The organism is Ralstonia sp. UNC404CL21Col (assembly GCF_000620465.1).
Taxonomy (GTDB): domain Bacteria; phylum Pseudomonadota; class Gammaproteobacteria; order Burkholderiales; family Burkholderiaceae; genus Ralstonia; species Ralstonia flatus.
In genome coordinates, this window is record NZ_JIBE01000003.1 from 1,494,343 (window position 1) to 1,511,853 (window position 17,511).

The following is a 17,511-nucleotide window of genomic DNA, read 5'->3' on the forward strand; positions in this document are numbered from 1 at the left end:
GGGCATGCGCGAAGAACTCGAAAACTTCGGCCGCTACCTGGGCCAGACGCTGCGTCTGATGGTCGGCGTGCCGGACTACGACACCTACGTGCGGCACATGCAGGAGACGCACCCCGACCAGGCCGTCATGACGTACGAAGACTTCTTCCGCGAACGCCAGGACGCGCGCTACGCCGGACGCGTCGGCCGGTGCTGTTGATGAACGGTTGAACACGCTCCAAAACAAGAACCGCCGGTGCATGCAGCCATGCCCGGCGGTTTTTTCTTGCGTGTCCTACATGGACTGACGTGCCGCTGTGGGCGGATCGCCATGCTTGGCGCGATACGTTTGCTCCACCAGTGCGCGCAGCTTGCCGAGTGCGCCGACATCGCCTTGGGCAGCCGCCCTGCCGTACCACTTCTTGGCCTGCTCGATATCCTGCGCCACCACGCCGGGCTCGCCGCGCTCGTAATAGCTGCCGACGATGTACTGCGATGGCGCATCGCCGCCCTCGGCCGCTTTCTTGTACCAAGTGAACGCGCGCCCGTAGTCGCGCGGCACACCGCGCCCGGTGAAGTAGTCGGTGGCCAGCGCGCGCTGCGCCTCGACATGCCCGCCGGCAGCGGCACGCTCGTACCACTTGTTGGCTTCTTCCAGGGAGCGCGGAACCAGCTCGCCGCGTTCGAACAATTCGCCGTAGGCAAACTGCGCGTGGGTCATCTGGTTGTCGGCGGCACGGCGCAGCCATTTGACCGCTTCGTCGGGCCGCGCGACGGTGCCTTCGCCGCGCATCAGCATCATCGCGTAGTTGAATTGCGCGAGCCGGTTGCCGCGCTGCGCAGCCTCGGCAAATTCGTCGAAGGCGTGGCCGAAGTCGTTCTTCTCGTAGTGCGCGATGGCGATCTGGGTGAGGGCGTCGGCGTCGCCCCGCACATCTTGCGGCGAGGTGGCGGCCAGTGCAAAGGGCGCCGCCATCCCCATCGCAACCACCAACACCGCCTGCAGCATGCGCGGACTTCTGCGCCTCGTCTGTCTGCTCATCGCACGCTCCTCACCGGAAGATGAACCAGTGTAGCGCGCCACTGTGCTGCACGTGGGGCGGGCACAAACCAGCACACGGCAAGCCCATCGATGCCGAGGCAATCAGCCGGCGCGCACCCGGTACACCGCCACGCTGCCGCGCCAGTTGGCGCCCCAACGCACCACGTTGCCTTCGTGCAGCACCACGCGATCGAGAATCACCAGCCCCACCTTCGGCGCCAGCGCTTCAAAGTCGCGGATGGTCAGCACGCGCACGTTGGGCGTGTCGTACCACTCGTACGGCAGCGATTCCGACACGGGCATGCGCCCGCGAAAGATCGACAGCCGGTGCGGCCAGTAACCGAAGTTGGGGAACGACACAATGCATTCGCGACCCACGCGCAGCATCTCGCGCAGCACCTGCGCCGTGTTGTGGATGGTCTGCAGCGTCTGCGACAGGATCACGGTGTCGAAGCTCTTGTCTTCGAACAGCGCCAGCCCGCCTTCAAGATTCTGCTGGATCACGTGCACGCCTTTTTGCGTGGAGGCCAGCACGCCCGCATCGTCGATCTCGATGCCGTAAGCCAGCACATCCAGCTCATCCTGCAGCACGCTCAGCAGGCTGCCGTCCGCACAACCGAGGTCGAGCACGGTGGAGCGCGGCTCGATCCAGCGGGCGATGGCACGGAAGTCCGCGCGGTCGGCCAGGATGTTCGGCACGGCGGAGGGCGCCGCGGTGTTCAGCGTTTGCGTTGTCATGCGCCGATCTCCTGGGCGATGCGTTCGTAATAGGCGCGGACCAGCGCGTGGTAGCGCGCGTCTTCCAGAAGGAAAGCGTCGTGGCCGTGGGGCGCGTCGATCTCGCCGTACGTGACACGGTGCTTGTTGTCGAGCAGCGCCTTGACCAGTTCGCGGCTGCGCGAAGGGGCGAATCGCCAGTCGGTCATGAAGCTGACGACGAGGTAGCTCGCCTTGGTGTGCGCGACGGCCTTGGTCAGATTGCCGCCGTAAGCCAGCGCGGGGTCGAAGTAATCGAGCGCGCGCGTGATGAGCAGATACGTGTTCGCATCGAAGTACTCGGCAAACTTGTCGCCCTGGTAGCGCAGGTAGCTCTCGACCTGGAACTCGACGTCGAACGAGAAACGGATGTCTTCCGCCTTCAGCTCGCGGCCGAATTTCGCGGCCATGTCTTCGTCCGACAGATACGTGATGTGGCCGATCATCCGCGCCACGCGCAGGCCGCGCTTGGGCTTGACGTTGTGCGCGTAGTAATCGCCGCCGTGGAAATCGGGGTCGGACAGAATCGCGCTGCGCGCCACCTCGTTGAAGGCGATGTTCTGCGCCGACAGCTTGGGCGTAGAGGCCACCACCACGCAGTGCCGCAGCCGGTCCGGATACATCAGGCTCCAGGCCAGCGCCTGCATGCCGCCAAGGCTGCCGCCCATCACCGCCGCGAATTGCTGGATGCCGAAACGATCGGCCACGCGCGCCTGCGCGTTCACCCAGTCTTCCACCGTCACCACGGGAAAGCGCGCGCCATAAGGCAGGCCGGTTTCCGGATGCGGGCTCATGGGGCCGGTCGAGCCGAAGCACGAACCCAGGTTGTTCACCCCGATGACGAAGAAGCGGTTGGTGTCGACCGGCTTGCCGGGGCCGACCATGTTGTCCCACCAGCCGACTTCGCCCTCGGCGTGCACGCCCGCCACGTGGTGCGAAGCGTTGAGTGCGTGGCAGATAAGCACGGCGTTGGAGCGGTCGGCATTGAGCGTGCCGTAAGTTTCGACCATCAGATCGTAGCCGCTGATCTGCGAGCCGTTACGCAGTGGCAGCGGCTCGGCAAAATGCATGCGCTCGGGCACGACCAGGCCGATGGCGTTGGCCTGCTTGCCCTGATGTGCCTTCGGAGAGGAGGTATCGGCCTGCGCCGCATCGGCTGCGGTGACCGCGGGGTCAGCCTGGATGTCTGTCATGGCACCAAAGAAAAAACCCGACCGGCAACGCTGTTCACGCAACCAATCGGGTTCTCATGTGGCGCACGTGGGGCGCTTGCTTTCACCACCCCCGCTCTGACCGAACCTCTTTAGCCGCATTTGTAATGAGAGCCCAGGGCCACATCTGTGGATATCTGAACTCCCGCGCGCCCGCAAGCCAGTCGTCAAATCGGCGCGCCAGAGAAAGTGATTATAGAGCAAGCGGCGGCGGACGCATCACCGCAGCGTGATGCGTCCAATCCTCCGCCATACGTTGGTCAAAGGCCGGCCATGTTGATGTACTTGATCTCCAAGTATTCGTCGATGCCGTATTTCGAGCCTTCGCGGCCCAGCCCCGATTGCTTGACGCCGCCAAACGGCGCCTCCGCCGTCGAGATCAGCCCCGTATTGACGCCAACCATGCCGGACTCCAGCGCATCCGAAACACGCCAGGCGCGGCCCAGATCGCGTGTGTAGAAATACGCGGCGAGACCGAACTCGGTGTCGTTCGCGGCCGCCACGGCTTCGTCTTCCGTATCGAAAGGAATCAGCGCCGCCAGCGGGCCGAACGTTTCTTCATGCGCGACCAGCATGTCGGCCTTTGCGTCGACGACGACGGTCGGCTCGAAAAACGCGCCGCCCTGTGCAGACAGCGCATGCGGCTTGCCGCCCACCAGCACGCGGGCGCCCTGGCGCACGGCGTCGTCCAGATGCTGTTGCACCTTCTCCATCGCGCGCATGTGGATCAGCGGGCCCTGCTGCACGCCGGGCTCCGTGCCGTTGCCCACGCGCAGCGCACGCACCGCGTCAGCCAGCTTGGCAGCGAACGTGTCGTAGATGCCGCGCTGCACGTAGAAGCGGTTCGCGCACACGCAGGTCTGGCCCGCGTTGCGGTACTTGGCGATCATCGCGCCTTCCACGGCCGCATCGACGTCGGCATCGTCAAACACAATGAACGGCGCGTTGCCGCCCAACTCCAGCGAGAGCTTCTTGATGTCGTCCGCGCACTGGCGCATCAGCAAACGACCCACGGCCGTCGAACCCGTGAAGCTGAGCTTGCGCACGACAGGGTTGGAGGTCAGTTCGCCACCAATCGCCTGCGAATCGCCCGTGACGATCGACAGCAAGCCTGCCGGCACGCCGGCGCGCGCCGCCAGCTCGGCAAATGCGAGCGCCGAGTAGGGCGTTTCCAGCGCCGGCTTGACCACCATCGAGCAGCCCGCCGCCAGCGCCGGGCCGACCTTGCGCGTCATCATCGCGATGGGGAAATTCCACGGCGTGATGGCCGCGCTCACGCCGATCGGCTCCTTCTGCACGACGATGCGGCGATCGCCTTGCGGCGACGGAATGGTGTCACCGTAAATGCGGCGCGCCTCTTCCGCAAACCATTCGATGAACGATGCGGCGTAGGCGATTTCACCGGCGGCTTCGGGCAGCGGCTTGCCTTGTTCGGCCGTGAGGATGGCAGCAAGGTCTTGCTGGTGCTCCATCATCAGATCGGCCAGCTTGCGCAGGATCCTGGCGCGATCGCGTGCGCTCACCTTGCGCCAGGCGCGTTGTGCAACCTGGGCGGCATCGATGGCGCGGCGGGTTTCGGCGGCCCCCATGCCGGGCACGGTGCCGATCTTGCGGCCGGTGGCCGGGTCCGTCACGTCGCGCGTGGCGCCGTCATCGGCATCGGCCCACGTGCCGGCGACGAACGCCTGCGTGCGCCACAGGCCGGGGTCTTTCAGTGCGATCGGCGGCGTAACCGGCGCGCTCGGCAAATCGGTGCGGGTCATGGTGTCAGCCCTCCAGTGCGCGTTGCAGGATGGCAAGGCCCTCTTCGAATACCGCGTCTTCAATCGTGAGCGGGAACAGGAAGCGGATCACGTTGCCGTACACGCCGCACGACAGCAGGAGCAGGCCGGCTTCGAGCGCCCGTTGCTGCACGAGCTTGGTGAAATCGGCGTCGGGCTTGCCGTCCGGCGTGTTGAATTCGACAGCAACCATCGCGCCCACGCCGCGCACTTCTGCAATGCGTGGCTGCTTGGCCTTGGCAGCGTTCAGTGCCTCGACCAGACGTGCGCCCAGCGCGGCGGAGCGCTCGCAGAGTTTCTCGTCGGCAATGATGTCGAGCACGGCATGTGCGGATGCCACCGCCAGCGGATTGCCGGCGTAGGTGCCGCCGAGCCCGCCCGGAGCCGGTGCGTCCATGATCTCTGCGCGGCCCGTGACAGCAGACAGCGGCAGGCCGCCGGCCAGGCCCTTGGCCATCGTCGTGATGTCCGGCAGCACGCCGGTGTGCTCCATGGCAAACAGCTTGCCGGTGCGGGCAAAGCCGGTTTGCACTTCGTCGGCGATCATCACGATGCCGTGCTCGTCGCACAGCGCCCGGATGGCGCGCACAAAGTCGGCGGGCATCTGGTAGAAGCCGCCCTCGCCCTGCACTGGCTCGAAAATGATGGCCGCCACCTGGCGCGGATCGATATCGGCCTTGAACAGGCGCTGGATGGCATCCAGCGCATCCTGCGTGCTCACACCATGCAGCGCGACCGGCGCCGGAACGTGGTAGATGCTGCCCGGGAACGGCCCGAAGCCCGTCTTGTACGGCACCACCTTGCCCGTCAGCGACATGCCCATGAACGTGCGGCCGTGGAAGGCGCCCGTGAGTGCAATGACACCCGGGCGGCCCGTGTGCGCCCGTGCGATCTTGATGGCGTTTTCGACAGCCTCGGCGCCCGTGGTGAAGAACGCGGTCTTCTTGGCGTGCGTGCCGGGCGTAATCGTGTTCAGGCGCTCGGCCAATTCGACGTACGAGCCGTACGGCACGATCTGGAAAGCGGTATGCGTGAAGTGATCCAGCTGTTCGCGCACAGCCTGCACCAGACGCGGGTGGCGATGGCCCGTGTTGACCACGGCAATGCCGGCCGCGAAGTCGATGTAGCGTCGGCCTTCGACGTCCCAGAACAGCGCGTTCTCGGCGCGCTCGGCGTAGCGGTCGGTCATCACACCGACACCGCGCGGCGTAGCGGCGAGGCGGCGGGCATTCCATTGGGCGTTCTGTTGCGGGTCTCGGGCGTTCATGGCGGTCGTGTGCGTTGGGTCAAGAAAGATCGGATCCGAGCCAGTGTGGCTCCATTGGCTCTGTACAATAAGACCCAATCAGGTTTTTCTTTTGGAGCCACTTTGGCTCCATCACGCGCCATGGCCGACCACTCACCTACGCACCGCGCCAGCATGCTGGTCGACTACCTGCAACGCCGCTTCGACCGTGCCGGGCCGGGTGGCGAACCCGACCACCGCCGTCTGTACCGCGTGCTGCAAGAGGGCATCCTGCGCGACGAACTGCAGCCGGGCACCCGCCTGCCGTCATCGCGGCAGTTGGCGACCGAGCTGGGCATCGCGCGCAACACGGTCATCCACGTCTATGAACAACTCGGTGTGGAAGGCTATGTCTCGGCGGGCGTGGGCAGCGGCACCTTCGTCGCCGATACCGCGCCGGACCGGTTGGACGCGGCGCCTGCACAGGCTGCAGCTGTCGCCACAGCAGCGGCCGCCCCGATCGCCGAGGCGGCCACGCCGTCTGCGCCGATGCTTTCCACGCGCGGCCGTGCGCTGGTGCGCGATGCAGGCGCCAGCTCGCGCCAATGGGGCGCCTTCATGCCGGGCGTGCCGGAAGTGCGGATGTTTCCGGCGCGCATCTGGTCGCGCCTGCACAACCGGCTGCTGCGCAAGCCGTCGCCCGCGTTGCTGACCTATCCCGTTGGCGCGGGCTACTTGCCGCTGCGCACCGCGCTGGCCGACTACCTGCGCACCGCGCGCGGCGTGCGCTGCGAGCCCGAGCAGATCATCATCACCGCAGGCATCCATCCGTCACTCCAGCTCATCGCACAACTGCTGTGCGACGCCGGCGACAGCGCGTGGATCGAAGACCCCGGCTACTGGGGCGTGCGCAGCGTACTCACCGCTGCGGGCGTGCGCACGGTGCCGCTGCCGGTGGACGACGAAGGCATGCGCTTCGACATCCCCACGCGCGGTCGCCAGCGCAGCAAGCCGCCCAAACTCATGGTGGTTTCGCCGTCGCACCAATATCCGCTTGGCTCGGTGATGAGCCTGGCGCGACGCCGCGCGCTGCTCGCCACCGCACACGCCACCGATGCGTGGATCGTCGAAGACGATTACGACAGCGAGTTCCGCTACGGCAGCCGCCCGCTGCCGTCACTGCAAGGGCTGGATGAAGGCGGACGCGTGCTTTACATGGGCACGTTCTCGAAAGTGCTGTTCCCCAGCTTGCGGATCGGCTATCTGGTCGTGCCGCCGGCGCTAGCGGATGCGTTTGCGACGGGCTTGTCGGAGATGTTCCGCGGCGGCCAGATTCTCACGCAGGCGGTGCTGGCGGACTTCATTGCGGAAGGCCATTTCGTCTCGCACATCCGGCGCATGCGCGGTGTGTATGCGGAACGGCGTGAAACGCTGCTGGCTTCCATCAGCCGCGAATTTGGCGACGCGCTGCCTGTGCATGACGGCGCGTCCGGCCTGCATCTCGTGCTGGGCTTGCCGGCCGGCACCAACGATGTGGCCGTGGCGGATCTGGCGCTTGCCAACGACGTCGTCACGCGGCCGCTGTCACTGTATTACCAGGACGATGCGCGCCGCCTGCCTGGGCTGCTGCTGGGCTATGGCCATGTGGAAACCGAGCAGATTGCGGCGCGGTTTCATACGTTGGCGGGGGCGATACGCACCATCGGCTGACCCACGACGCGCGCAATAAAAAAGCCCCGCATTGCGGGGCTTTCTTTTAGATGATGCCGGCTCAAGCCAACAGCACTCGCAACTGCGCATCTGCACCTTCGACCGGAGACTTCCGGAAACCGCTCTTCGCATACCGATGCCAGCGCCCGAGCACTGCACACACGAGCAGGTTGGCGCGCGAAGCGATGTCGGTATCCGCCGGCCAGGCGCCCTGCGTGACTGCCATGCGCAGGCTCTGCTTGAGCGAGGCCTCGATGCGATCCAGGCACTGCGCCATGCGCTCGGGCAGACGCTCGTCTTCGCCGACCAGCGCATCGCCCACCAGCACGCGCGTCATGCCCGGATTCTTGTCGGCAAACGACAGCAGCATGTGCGCGATGGCATGCGCTTGGCGCAGGCCGTGTTCTTCACGCAGCGTGATCTGATTGATGAGGCCGAAGACGGTCTGCTCGATGAATTCGATCAGCCCTTCGAACATCTGCGCCTTGCTGGCGAAGTGGCGGTAGAGCGCCGCTTCGGACACATCCAGCCGTGCAGCCAGCCCAGCCGTTGTGATCTTTTCACCACGCGGATGCTCGAGCATGCCGGCGAGCGTCTGCAGAATCTGCACGCGGCGCTCGCCCGGGCGGGGTCGTTTGCGTACCGGCGGTGCTTCTATGGCGACGTCCGCGACCGGCTCGGCGGTCGGAAACTCCGTTTGCGCGTTGCTCATGACTTCCTGGCCCCTCTCCCGTTCTGAGCGCGGAGTAACCACTGCCTAGCCGCGTCGAACAAGCCTTCGTTTTAGTTGAAGCACCGATTTTACTTTCACGCTCACATAGCCGGGCCGGTTGGCGAACAAAATCGGTGTGGCGGCCGGTTGATGTGGTGAATTTGCACGCGCGCCAACGGCCGCCGCTTGCATTGGATGCAATGCGTCGGCAGCGGAAGTCGGCTGCACGCCGGGCGGCACGCGCCGCAGGTAGCCCGTCACCCACACCGTGCCGATCCCCAGGCGCCGGTAGCGTTTGAGGTGAGAAAGCGTGTCTTCGACGAGGATGGCGCGCGATGGCGCAATACGCTCCCGGGCGAGCAGCCGGCGCAGCATCAGCGGATCGGGCTTCGGGCGCAGGCGCCGGTGCACCCACATGTGTTCGACCGCAATTTCGCGCAGGAATGCGCGTTTCAGGCCAATGAGCCGCAGCACCTCGCGCGCGTAGGCAACCGGGGCGTTGGTCAGCAGGATCTTGCGCCCGGGCAGGGCGCGCAGCAGTTGGGCGAGGCCGCGTTCGGCGCGCACCATGGCGCGCAGGTCTTCAAAGCGGTGTGCCTCGGCGAGGAAATCATCGGGGTCGACGCCGTGATGGCGGACCATGCCGAGAATCGTGGCGCCATAGCGGCGCCAATAGTCCACGCGCACCTGGCTGGCCGTGGCGTCATCCGTGCCGAGCACGCGCGCCACGTATGCCGTCATCAGCCGGTTGATCTGCGGAAAGATCGCGTGGGAGGCGTGGTGGAGGGTGTTGTCGAGGTCGAACAGCCAGACCGGCTGCCGGGCGGGCGTGGAGCCCGCCGGCACCTCGCGCGGGAAGGTGCGCGCAGCATGGCGCACCCGCACCGCCCGGGTGGTTCGCATCAGTGCGAGCGGATCATCGTGCCGAACGCCTGTTCGGTCAGGATTTCCAGCAGCAGCGAATGCTCGATGCGGCCATCGACGATGTGCACCGAATTCACGCCGCTCTTGGCAGCGTCCAGCGCCGACGAAATCTTCGGCAGCATGCCGCCCGAGATCGTGCCGTCGGCAAACAGCTCGTCGATCTCGCGCGCCGACAGATCGGTCAGCAGGTTGCCCTGCTTGTCCATCACGCCCGGAATGTTGGTCATCATGACCAGCTTCTCGGCCTTCAGGATCTCGGCCATCTTGCCGGCCACGACGTCGGCGTTGATGTTGTAGGCCTGGCCTTCGTCAGAGAAGCCGATCGGCGAAATGACCGGAATGAACGCGTCGTCCTGCAGCGCCTTGACCACAGCCGGGTTGATCGTCTCGATGTCGCCCACGAAACCGATGTCGAGAAACTCGCCCGGCTTCTCGCGGTCTGGCATCTTCAGCTTCTTGGCGCGAATCAGGCCGCCGTCCTTGCCGGTCAGGCCGACCGCCTGGCCGCCGTACTGGTTGATCAGCATGACGATGTCCTGCTGGACTTCGCCGCCGAGCACCCACTCGACCACTTCCATGGTCTCTTCGTCGGTCACGCGCATGCCCTGGATGAAGGTGCCTTGCTTGCCGACCTTCTTCAGGGCTTCGTCAATCTGCGGGCCGCCGCCGTGCACCACCACCGGGTTCATGCCGACCAGCTTGAGCAGGATCACGTCGCGCGCGAAGCCGTGCTTGAGCTTTTCCTCCGTCATGGCGTTGCCACCGTACTTGATGACGATGGTCTTGCCGTGGAACTTGCGAATGTAAGGCAGGGCCTGCGCGAGAATTTCAGCCTTCAACGCCGGCGCGATATGCGCGAGTTCGGGGGCGAGGCCAGCAGGGTCGGGGGCAGCAGAAGCGGTCATGACGGTGACATCCGGTTGGGCAGGTATGATGGAACGCCGAATGTCGCCTGCAACACAAAAAACGAAGCAGCCCATTTTCGGCAGCGGGATTTTACAAGAAAAGGCGCTACGGTCTGCCGGCGCACCTTATGTGCCCGCCATACCGTTGCCACGAAAGAACACCCTGGGGAAACATGGCCATCGCACCCGACCAACTCGACGCGCTGCGCCCTCACCTGCTGCGCTTTGCGCAACTGCAATTGCGCGACACGGCGCTGGCGGAAGACACGGTGGCCGACACCATCCTGGCGGTGCTCGAACATCCCGAGCGCTTTGCCGGCAACGCCTCCCTCAAGACTTACGTCATCGGCATCCTCAAGCACAAGATCATCGATGCGATCCGCTCGGGGCGGCGCGAAGTGCGCGTCTCGCTGCTTGCGGGCGGTGAATCCGACGAGGCCGGCATGCGGTCCGACGAGGCCGTCTTCGACAGCCTGTTTGCCGCCGACGGCCACTACACGAGCCCGCCGTCCGACTGGGGCGACCCGGATGCCGCGCTGTCACGGCGCGAATTTTTCGATGTCCTGCAAATGTGCGTTGATCGGTTGCCGCCGCGGGTGGGCCGCGTCTTCATGATGCGCGAGTGGCTGGAGCTGGAGACCGACGAAATCTGTCAGGAATTGCAGATCACCGCGACCAATGCCTGGGCACTGCTTTATCGCGCCCGCATGCGCCTGCGCGAGTGCCTTGACCTGCACTGGTTCGGCAATCAGCCGAGCGCCGCCTGAATCGCCCGTCAGCGCACCCAAGCCGTATCACAGAGAACAACCATGCCGAACCGTTGGGGATTGCCTACCTGCAAAGAAGCGCACCGCATGCTGGTGTCGAAGATGGACCGCGACCTGTCCACAGGCGAGCGGTTGCGCCTGCGCGTGCATCTGTTTGCCTGCGATGCGTGCACACGGTTCTCGCATCAGATGGGGTTTTTGCGCCAGGCGATGCACAAGCTTGGGCAAGACGACGACGGGAGCAACCCCGCGTGACTGCGCCGGCTGCCAACACCGTATGTGCGATGTGCGGCGCGGACTTGCGCTGCGGCGCCATCGGCGACGGCACGCAGCCCGACGCGACGTGCTGGTGCATGTCCGAAGAAACGCTGCCCGCCAGCGCACGGCGCCCCGGACAGGGTTGCCGCTGCCAGCGTTGTCTGCGCGAGGCGATTGCGCAGGCGCGGGCAGCGTCTGAGGCCAACTGATCAGTCTTTGTCTTTGCTGTCGTCGTCCAGCGTGCGCAGTGCGCGTCGGACGTCGGCCCGGCCGCGCTGGCGCTCCGCGTGGCCGCCTTCGGTATGGGCGCCGGCCTTGCGGCCACGGGCCAGCGGCACGAGAAAGTTGCGCGGGCGCCCGGTGCCGGCCTTCGTTGAAGGTTCGATGCGGAACGTCAGTTTCTGGCGAGTGCCCAGTGTCTTGTTAGCCATGGGAATGCTTCCTTACGTGGCTTGAAGCGACACTCGCCGCAAGCCATCAATGCTTGTGTTCGCCGCCGTGGTTCATGGCGGGCATGTTGCCGGCGGTCAGGTCGCGCACCCGGGCCTCGACCTTCTGCTCGACGACGCGCTTGTCGGCCAGCTCCACCTTCAGCGTGAGCGGCACGGTGGCGTCCTTGGCGAGCGGCTGCTTGAGGTCCATGAGCATCACGTGATAGCCGCCCGGCTTGAGCTGCACCGTCTGGCCCTTCGGCAGCTCCAGCGCCTGGACGGCGCGCATGCGCATGACGTTGCCTTCCATCTTCATCTCGTGGATCTCGGCCGTGCCCGCCACCGGCGTCGACACGCCCACCACCTTGGCACCGTCCGCCGATTGCAGCGTCATGAACGCGCCGCTGGACGTCTGGCCCGGCACCGTGCCGCGCACCCAGGCGTCTTGCACCGTGACTTGTGCGAACGCGGCGGCGCTGGCGAGCAGGCCAGCCGTGAGCACAGCCAAGCAAGCGGAAGAACGGATCGATCGGGACGTCATCATCAAGGGCTCCTGTCAGGGACAAACGTGCTGCGCATTAAAGCACAGCACCTGCGGGAAGATAGGTTGGGTGCACAATTGTGCGGCTGATTGACGCATCGCCGCACGGAGAACCGCGCGGTGCGCACGTTTACACTTGTCCACCATGCTTTCGACCCTGTCTCTTGCCGCCCCGCTGCTGGACGCATCCAGTCTACGCCGCCTCTTCTGGCTGCGATGGAGCCTGCTGGCCACCCAGCTGGTCCTGATGCTGCTCGCGCCGCTGGTGTTTGGCGTGCAATTGCCGGTGGTGCCGCTGCTGAGCGTGATGGGCCTGCATGCGCTGTTCAACCTGCTCACCGGATGGCGCGTTCGGCGCAACCGGCCCGTGCAGCATATCGAGATCACCGTCCAACTGCTGGTGGACCTGACCGCGTTGTCCGCCCTGCTGTACTTCACGGGTGGCGCGACCAACCCGTTCGTCTCGTTCTATCTGCCGGCGCTGGCGATTGCTGCGGCCATGCTGCCGATCGCGCATGTCGTCGGGCTGACGCTGTACGCGCTGGCCGCCTACAGCATGATGCTCGGCAACTACATCCCGCTGAAGCTGGCGAACCAGGCTGATGCCGTGGCGTATCACCTGGCCGGCATGTGGATCGATTTCGTGGCAAGCAGCGCGATGATTGCCGGCTTTACGGCACGGCTGTCTGCCGCGCTGCGCGAGAGCGAAGCGCAGCTGACCGAAGCGCGCGAGCGATTGCTGCGGGAACAACGCATCGAAGCCCTGATGTCGCAAGGCGCGAGCGTGGCGCACGAAATGGGCACGCCGCTGTCTACCGTGGCCGTCATCACCGGCGAGCTGCAGCACGACGCGAAGCAGCCCGACTCGCCCCTCGCCCCGTATCGCGAAGACCTGCGCGCCATCGAACAGCAACTCGAACTGTGCCGCGCCGCTCTGGCGCGCCTGCAGCGCAAACCCAACGACGGCGCGCCGGAGCCGCTCGGCCAATGGCTACCCGGTTTTACGCAGACGTGGCAGTTGCGCCATCCGGACATCCGCCTCCACACAGAGACCTCGCCAGCGGCACAGGCGGTGGAATTGGACGCGGTGAACGTCGGCCAGATCCTAACCATCTTGTTGGACAACGCCGCCCGCAGCCAGCACCACGCCGGACGTGACCTCGTACCGCTGCTGCTGACCGCCAGGATCGACGCCAACCCGGATACGCTGCGCGATATGCCGCCGCAGATCGTGCTGTCCATCGTCGATACGGGGTTGGGCTTGCCGGAAGACCTGCGGACCTCGCTGGGGCGCACGCCTGTGCCGAGCCGGCACGGCGGTCACGGCATCGGACTGTACCTGGCCTCCACCACGGCGCGCCGCCTGGGTGGTACCGTGGTGCTGCGTCCGAACCCGCCGCAAGGTGCCATTGCCGAACTCCGACTGCCAATCGGTGGTCCGACGGAACACCCGGCCGCTCCCATCATGGGCGCGCCCACCCTCTTCACATAACGAGACGGCCTGACGCAGCCCATGTGCGTACGGCCCCGGAGAACACCATGCAGCAGCCCGCCCCCTTTCTGATCCTCGATGACGACGACGTCTTTGCCCAGACGCTGGCGCGCGCGCTCACGCGTCGCGGCTTTGCTCCGCAGATCGCCCACACCGGCGGCGAGGCGTTGGCCCTGGCCCGGCAGACGCGGTTCTCGTATGTCACCGTCGATCTGCATCTGGCCGCGAGCGACAAGGGCCTGATGCCCCATGGCGGCACGGATTCCGGCCTGCACTGGATTGCCCCGCTGCGCCAGGCGCTGCCCGAGGCGCGCATGTTGATCCTGACGGGCTACGCGAGCATTGCTACCGCCGTGCAGGCGGTCAAGCTCGGGGCTGACGAATATTTGGCCAAGCCGGCCAATGTCGATTCGATTCTGCTGGCGCTGCAAGTCGGCGTGTCTGAAGCCGTGGCGGAGCAGACGATGGAAAACCCTGCGCCGCTGTCCGTCGCGCGGCTGGAGTGGGAACACATCCAGCGCGTGCTCGCCGAGCACGGCGGCAATATCTCCGCGACAGCGCGGGCGCTCAACATGCACCGGCGCACGCTGCAGCGCAAGCTGGGCAAGCGGCCGGTCGCCAAATAAGCGCCGGCCGCGCGAGGCTACATCAGCGCGGCATCACCAGCGGGTGTCACGCTCCCACGCCTTGAGTTCGTCTTCGGCGCGTTCCTTCGTGTAGCCGTAACGTTCCTGGATCTTGCCGGCAAGCTGATCGCGCTTGCCGCGGATCACCGTCAGATCATCGTCCGTGAGCTGGCCCCACTTCTCCTTGATCTTGCCCTTGGCCTGATCCCATTTGCCTTCGATCTGGTCCCAGTTCATACGTCCTCCGTTGAGATTGAGGTTGAGATTGAGATTGAGCGATTGAGACAAAGCAGGGGCGACCCGCAGGCCGCCCGTGCAGAGACTTCCTTGCGGCTTACTTCTTGAACTTGGCGGCGACGTCGTTCTGGCACTTCGTCTTTGCATCGCCGGACATGGCGTCGCAACGTTCCTTCGCAGCCTTGTAATTGGCGTCGTTGGTGTCCTTGACGGCATCGCGGCGCGCTTCGCTCACGTCCTTGGCGTCACCCGTGGCCTTGGCATGGCTCACTTCGTCGCCGGCTTTGGCGCGCGTGTAGGCGGCCTTGGCATCCTTCACGCAGGTGTCTTTGTCGTTGCCCTTCAAGGCATCGCACTTCGTCTTGGCGACGTCGTAGTCGGCCTCGGCCTTTTCCTTGGCGGCGCGGTTGCGGGCGGCTTCAGTGCCATCACGCTCCACCATCGCATTGGCTTTGGCGACGTTGTAATCGCCCTTGGCCTGCGCGCGGCAGACGTCGCGGTCATTGCCCTTCATCGCATCGCACTTGTCCTTGGCGGCTTTGTAGTTGGCATCGGCTTGCTTGACGGCGCTGTCGTAAGCACTGCGCTTGGCATCGTTCGGGGCCGAGGTTGCGGCGGCCCCGGTGGGCGCCGGTGTGGTCTGGGCATGGGCCAGTCCCAAGGGGGCGCAGGCGAGCACGCAACACAGGGCCAGGCGTTGGATCGGTTTCATACGCTTCTCTCCTTGTCGTGGTTGGAATCGCGCACGCCAGGTGCGCGGCGCGCATTGTCTGTGCGGCACCACCTTCTTCAGCAGATAACGGACCCGACCCCGGGTGATCCTGAGCAAACCCTTGCTGCGCCTGGGTTTGCGGCCCTCCAAACAAAACGGGCCGCATCGTCACCGATGCGGCCCGAAATGCATATGGAATGCGTTGCTTACACGCTCACAGCACGTAGCGCGACAGATCTTCGTTGCCCGACAGCTCGTTCAAGCGCTCGTCGACGTACGCAGCGTCGATGGTCACCGTCTCGCCCGACGATGTGTGCGCGTGGAACGACAGGTCTTCAAGCAGGCGCTCCATCACCGTATACAGGCGGCGCGCGCCGATGTTCTCGACCTTCTCGTTGACCGAGCATGCGATCTCGGCGAGGCGATGGATGCCGTCTTCCGCAAACACGAGATCGACGCCTTCCGTCTTCAACAACGCCTGATATTGCTTGGTGAGGCTCGCATCGGTCTGCGTGAGAATCGCGCGAAAATCTTCCACCGACAGCGAATCCAGCTCCACGCGAATCGGGAAGCGGCCCTGCAATTCCGGAATCAGGTCGCTCGGCTTGGACAGATGGAACGCGCCCGACGCGATGAACAGGATGTGATCGGTCTTGATCATCCCGTACTTCGTGTTGACGGTCGTGCCTTCCACCAGCGGCAGCAAGTCACGCTGCACGCCCTGACGCGACACCTCGCCGCCGCCGTATTCGCTGCGGCTGGCAATCTTGTCGATCTCGTCCAGGAACACGATGCCGTTCTGCTCGACGTTGGCCACCGCTTTCTGCTTCAACTCGTCTTCGTTCACGAGCTTCGCGGCCTCTTCGTCGATCAGCAGCTTGAAGGCTTCCTTCACCTTCATCTTGCGACGGTTCTTCTTGCCCTGGCCCAGGCCCGCGAACATCGAGCGGATCTGGTCGGTCATGTCTTCCATGCCCGGCGGCCCCATGATGTCCATGCTGGGCACACCCGCCGACACTTCGAGTTCAATTTCCTTGTCGTCGAGCTGGCCTTCGCGCAGCTTCTTGCGGAAGGTCTGGCGCGCGGTCGAGTCCTTTTCTTCCGGCTGCGCAAAGCCGATGTCGCGCGGCGGCGGGATCAGCACGTCAAGAATGCGGTCTTCGGCTGCATCTTCGGCCTTGGCGCGCACCTTCTTCATCTCGGATTCGCGCGTTTGCTTGACCGCCATCTCGGCGAGATCGCGCACGATGGTGTCGACGTCACGGCCGACGTAGCCGACTTCAGTGAACTTCGTCGCCTCGATCTTGATGAACGGTGCGTCGGCCAGCTTGGCGAGGCGCCGCGCGATCTCGGTCTTGCCCACGCCGGTCGGCCCGATCATGAGGATGTTCTTGGGCGTGATTTCCTGGCGCAGCGGGTCTCCCACCTGCTGGCGGCGCCAACGGTTGCGCAGCGCCACGGCCACAGCCTTCTTGGCCTTGTGCTGGCCGATGATGTGCTTGTCGAGTTCGGAGACGATTTCCGACGGCGTCATGGTTTCAGACATGGGAATCCTGTCGATGGGGGCGCTCGTTATTCGAGCGTCTCGATCACGAAATTGGTGTTGGTATAGATGCAGAGTTCGCCGGCGATCCGCAGCGATTTCTCCACCACATCGCGCGGGGCGAGGTCGGTGTTCTCCATCAGCGCCTTGGCGGCCGACTGGGCATACGAGCCGCCCGAACCAATGGCAGCAATGCCGCCTTCCGGGTCCAGCACGTCGCCGTTGCCGGTGATGACGAGGGTGGCTTCACGGTCGGCGACGATCAGCATCGCCTCAAGGTGGCGCAGGGCGCGGTCGGTACGCCAGTCCTTGGCGAGGTCGACGGCGGAGCGCAGCAGGTTGCCTTGATGCTTCTGCAGCTTGGCTTCAAAACGGTCCAGCAGGGAGAAGGCGTCGGCGGTGGCGCCGGCAAAGCCGACCAGCACCTTGCCGTCGTAGATGGCGCGCACCTTGCGGGCCGTGCCCTTCATGACGATGTTGCCCAGCGTGACCTGGCCGTCGCCGCCGAGCGCAACCTGGTTGCCGCGCCGCACGCTGACGATGGTGGTGCCGTGATACTGTTCCATGCGCTTGTTCCTGGGGGTCGGGCTTGGCGCGGCCCCCAGCGGGCCGGCCAAAGAACTTCATACTTGACGCCAGCCCCGTGGATTTCAAGCCTG

General features: G+C 65.2%; 21 protein-coding genes. 7 read left to right on the forward strand and 14 right to left on the reverse strand.

Annotated elements, in window-relative coordinates; translation table 11 throughout:
• Positions 1-4: 4 nt before the first annotated feature.
• Positions 5-199 (forward strand): YbdD/YjiX family protein, encoded by a 195-nt coding sequence (locus N511_RS0107040; RefSeq protein WP_027678649.1) that lies wholly within the window; start codon positions 5-7, stop codon positions 197-199.
• Positions 200-274: 75 nt separating this feature from the next.
• Here N511_RS0107040 and N511_RS0107045 read toward each other — a convergent pair whose 3' ends face one another.
• The 5 genes from N511_RS0107045 to gabT form a co-directional block, all read right to left on the reverse strand.
• Entirely contained in the window at positions 275-1,021 is a 747-nt protein-coding gene (locus N511_RS0107045) for a tetratricopeptide repeat protein (protein WP_027678650.1), read from the reverse strand.
• A gap of 102 nt (positions 1,022-1,123) precedes the next feature.
• Positions 1,124-1,759, reverse strand: a complete 636-nt coding sequence (metW, locus tag N511_RS0107050; protein ID WP_027678651.1) for a methionine biosynthesis protein MetW — start codon at positions 1,757-1,759, stop codon at positions 1,124-1,126.
• Complete coding sequence (gene metX / locus N511_RS0107055) at positions 1,756-2,970, reverse strand: homoserine O-succinyltransferase MetX (RefSeq protein WP_027678652.1); 1,215 nt, start codon at positions 2,968-2,970, stop codon at positions 1,756-1,758. Before metX ends, metW begins: the two co-directional genes overlap by 4 nt.
• Positions 2,971-3,248: 278 nt before the next feature.
• On the reverse strand, positions 3,249-4,751 hold the full coding sequence (locus N511_RS0107060; RefSeq protein WP_037026343.1) for an NAD-dependent succinate-semialdehyde dehydrogenase: 1,503 nt from the start codon (positions 4,749-4,751) through the stop codon (positions 3,249-3,251).
• A 4-nt stretch (positions 4,752-4,755) separates the two neighbouring features.
• Positions 4,756-6,036 carry a 4-aminobutyrate--2-oxoglutarate transaminase gene (gabT, locus tag N511_RS0107065; protein ID WP_027678654.1) on the reverse strand — a complete coding sequence of 427 codons (1,281 nt, stop codon included), beginning with the start codon at positions 6,034-6,036 and terminating at the stop codon, positions 4,756-4,758.
• A 153-nt stretch (positions 6,037-6,189) separates the two neighbouring features.
• Here gabT and pdxR point away from each other — a divergent pair, with 153 nt between their 5' ends.
• Entirely contained in the window at positions 6,190-7,704 is a 1,515-nt protein-coding gene (pdxR, locus tag N511_RS0107070) for a MocR-like pyridoxine biosynthesis transcription factor PdxR (RefSeq protein ID WP_027678655.1), read from the forward strand.
• Positions 7,705-7,765: 61 nt separating this feature from the next.
• Here the strand turns inward: pdxR and slmA are convergent, their stop codons facing one another.
• The 3 genes from slmA to argB are packed head-to-tail and all read right to left on the reverse strand — an operon-like array spanning position 7,766 to position 10,245.
• Positions 7,766-8,416 carry a nucleoid occlusion factor SlmA gene (gene slmA / locus N511_RS0107075; protein WP_027678656.1) on the reverse strand — a complete coding sequence of 217 codons (651 nt, stop codon included), beginning with the start codon at positions 8,414-8,416 and terminating at the stop codon, positions 7,766-7,768.
• A 45-nt stretch (positions 8,417-8,461) separates the two neighbouring features.
• Complete coding sequence (locus N511_RS0107080) at positions 8,462-9,319, reverse strand: HAD-IA family hydrolase (protein ID WP_027678657.1); 858 nt, start codon at positions 9,317-9,319, stop codon at positions 8,462-8,464.
• Positions 9,319-10,245, reverse strand: coding sequence for an acetylglutamate kinase (gene argB, locus N511_RS0107085; protein WP_027678658.1), 927 nt, complete (start codon positions 10,243-10,245; stop codon positions 9,319-9,321). The genes N511_RS0107080 and argB overlap by 1 nt, the downstream gene beginning before the upstream one ends.
• Positions 10,246-10,418: 173 nt before the next feature.
• Here argB and N511_RS0107090 point away from each other — a divergent pair, with 173 nt between their 5' ends.
• Genes N511_RS0107090 through N511_RS0107100 form a run of 3 tightly spaced genes read left to right on the forward strand, consistent with a single transcriptional unit; the run spans position 10,419 to position 11,479 of the window.
• The gene (locus N511_RS0107090; protein WP_027678659.1) at positions 10,419-11,012 is read left to right on the forward strand and encodes a sigma-70 family RNA polymerase sigma factor; all 594 of its coding nucleotides are present in this window, start codon (positions 10,419-10,421) and stop codon (positions 11,010-11,012) included.
• 42 nt (positions 11,013-11,054) lie between these two features.
• The gene (locus tag N511_RS0107095) at positions 11,055-11,267 is read left to right on the forward strand and encodes a zf-HC2 domain-containing protein (protein WP_027678660.1); all 213 of its coding nucleotides are present in this window, start codon (positions 11,055-11,057) and stop codon (positions 11,265-11,267) included.
• On the forward strand, positions 11,264-11,479 hold the full coding sequence (locus N511_RS0107100; RefSeq protein WP_027678661.1) for a cysteine-rich CWC family protein: 216 nt from the start codon (positions 11,264-11,266) through the stop codon (positions 11,477-11,479). The genes N511_RS0107095 and N511_RS0107100 overlap by 4 nt, the downstream gene beginning before the upstream one ends.
• Here the strand turns inward: N511_RS0107100 and N511_RS0107105 are convergent, their stop codons facing one another.
• The gene (locus N511_RS0107105; RefSeq protein ID WP_027678662.1) at positions 11,480-11,701 is read right to left on the reverse strand and encodes a hypothetical protein; all 222 of its coding nucleotides are present in this window, start codon (positions 11,699-11,701) and stop codon (positions 11,480-11,482) included.
• Positions 11,702-11,747: 46 nt separating this feature from the next.
• On the reverse strand, positions 11,748-12,242 hold the full coding sequence (locus tag N511_RS0107110) for a copper chaperone PCu(A)C (RefSeq protein WP_037026466.1): 495 nt from the start codon (positions 12,240-12,242) through the stop codon (positions 11,748-11,750).
• Positions 12,243-12,387: 145 nt separating this feature from the next.
• Here N511_RS0107110 and N511_RS0107115 point away from each other — a divergent pair, with 145 nt between their 5' ends.
• Both N511_RS0107115 and N511_RS0107120 read left to right on the forward strand, forming a co-directional pair.
• Entirely contained in the window at positions 12,388-13,734 is a 1,347-nt protein-coding gene (locus tag N511_RS0107115; RefSeq protein ID WP_027678664.1) for an ATP-binding protein, read from the forward strand.
• 47 nt (positions 13,735-13,781) lie between these two features.
• Positions 13,782-14,360, forward strand: a complete 579-nt coding sequence (locus N511_RS0107120; RefSeq protein ID WP_004628252.1) for a response regulator transcription factor — start codon at positions 13,782-13,784, stop codon at positions 14,358-14,360.
• 33 nt (positions 14,361-14,393) lie between these two features.
• Here N511_RS0107120 and N511_RS0107125 read toward each other — a convergent pair whose 3' ends face one another.
• From N511_RS0107125 to hslV, 4 genes are all read right to left on the reverse strand, one after another.
• The gene (locus tag N511_RS0107125) at positions 14,394-14,597 is read right to left on the reverse strand and encodes a CsbD family protein (RefSeq protein ID WP_004628255.1); all 204 of its coding nucleotides are present in this window, start codon (positions 14,595-14,597) and stop codon (positions 14,394-14,396) included.
• Positions 14,598-14,694: 97 nt separating this feature from the next.
• Entirely contained in the window at positions 14,695-15,309 is a 615-nt protein-coding gene (locus N511_RS0107130; RefSeq protein ID WP_027678665.1) for a hypothetical protein, read from the reverse strand.
• 214 nt (positions 15,310-15,523) lie between these two features.
• Positions 15,524-16,855, reverse strand: coding sequence for an ATP-dependent protease ATPase subunit HslU (gene hslU, locus N511_RS0107135; protein WP_027678666.1), 1,332 nt, complete (start codon positions 16,853-16,855; stop codon positions 15,524-15,526).
• Positions 16,856-16,881: 26 nt separating this feature from the next.
• Positions 16,882-17,418, reverse strand: coding sequence for an ATP-dependent protease subunit HslV (hslV, locus tag N511_RS0107140; RefSeq protein WP_027678667.1), 537 nt, complete (start codon positions 17,416-17,418; stop codon positions 16,882-16,884).
• Positions 17,419-17,511 lie beyond the last annotated feature (93 nt).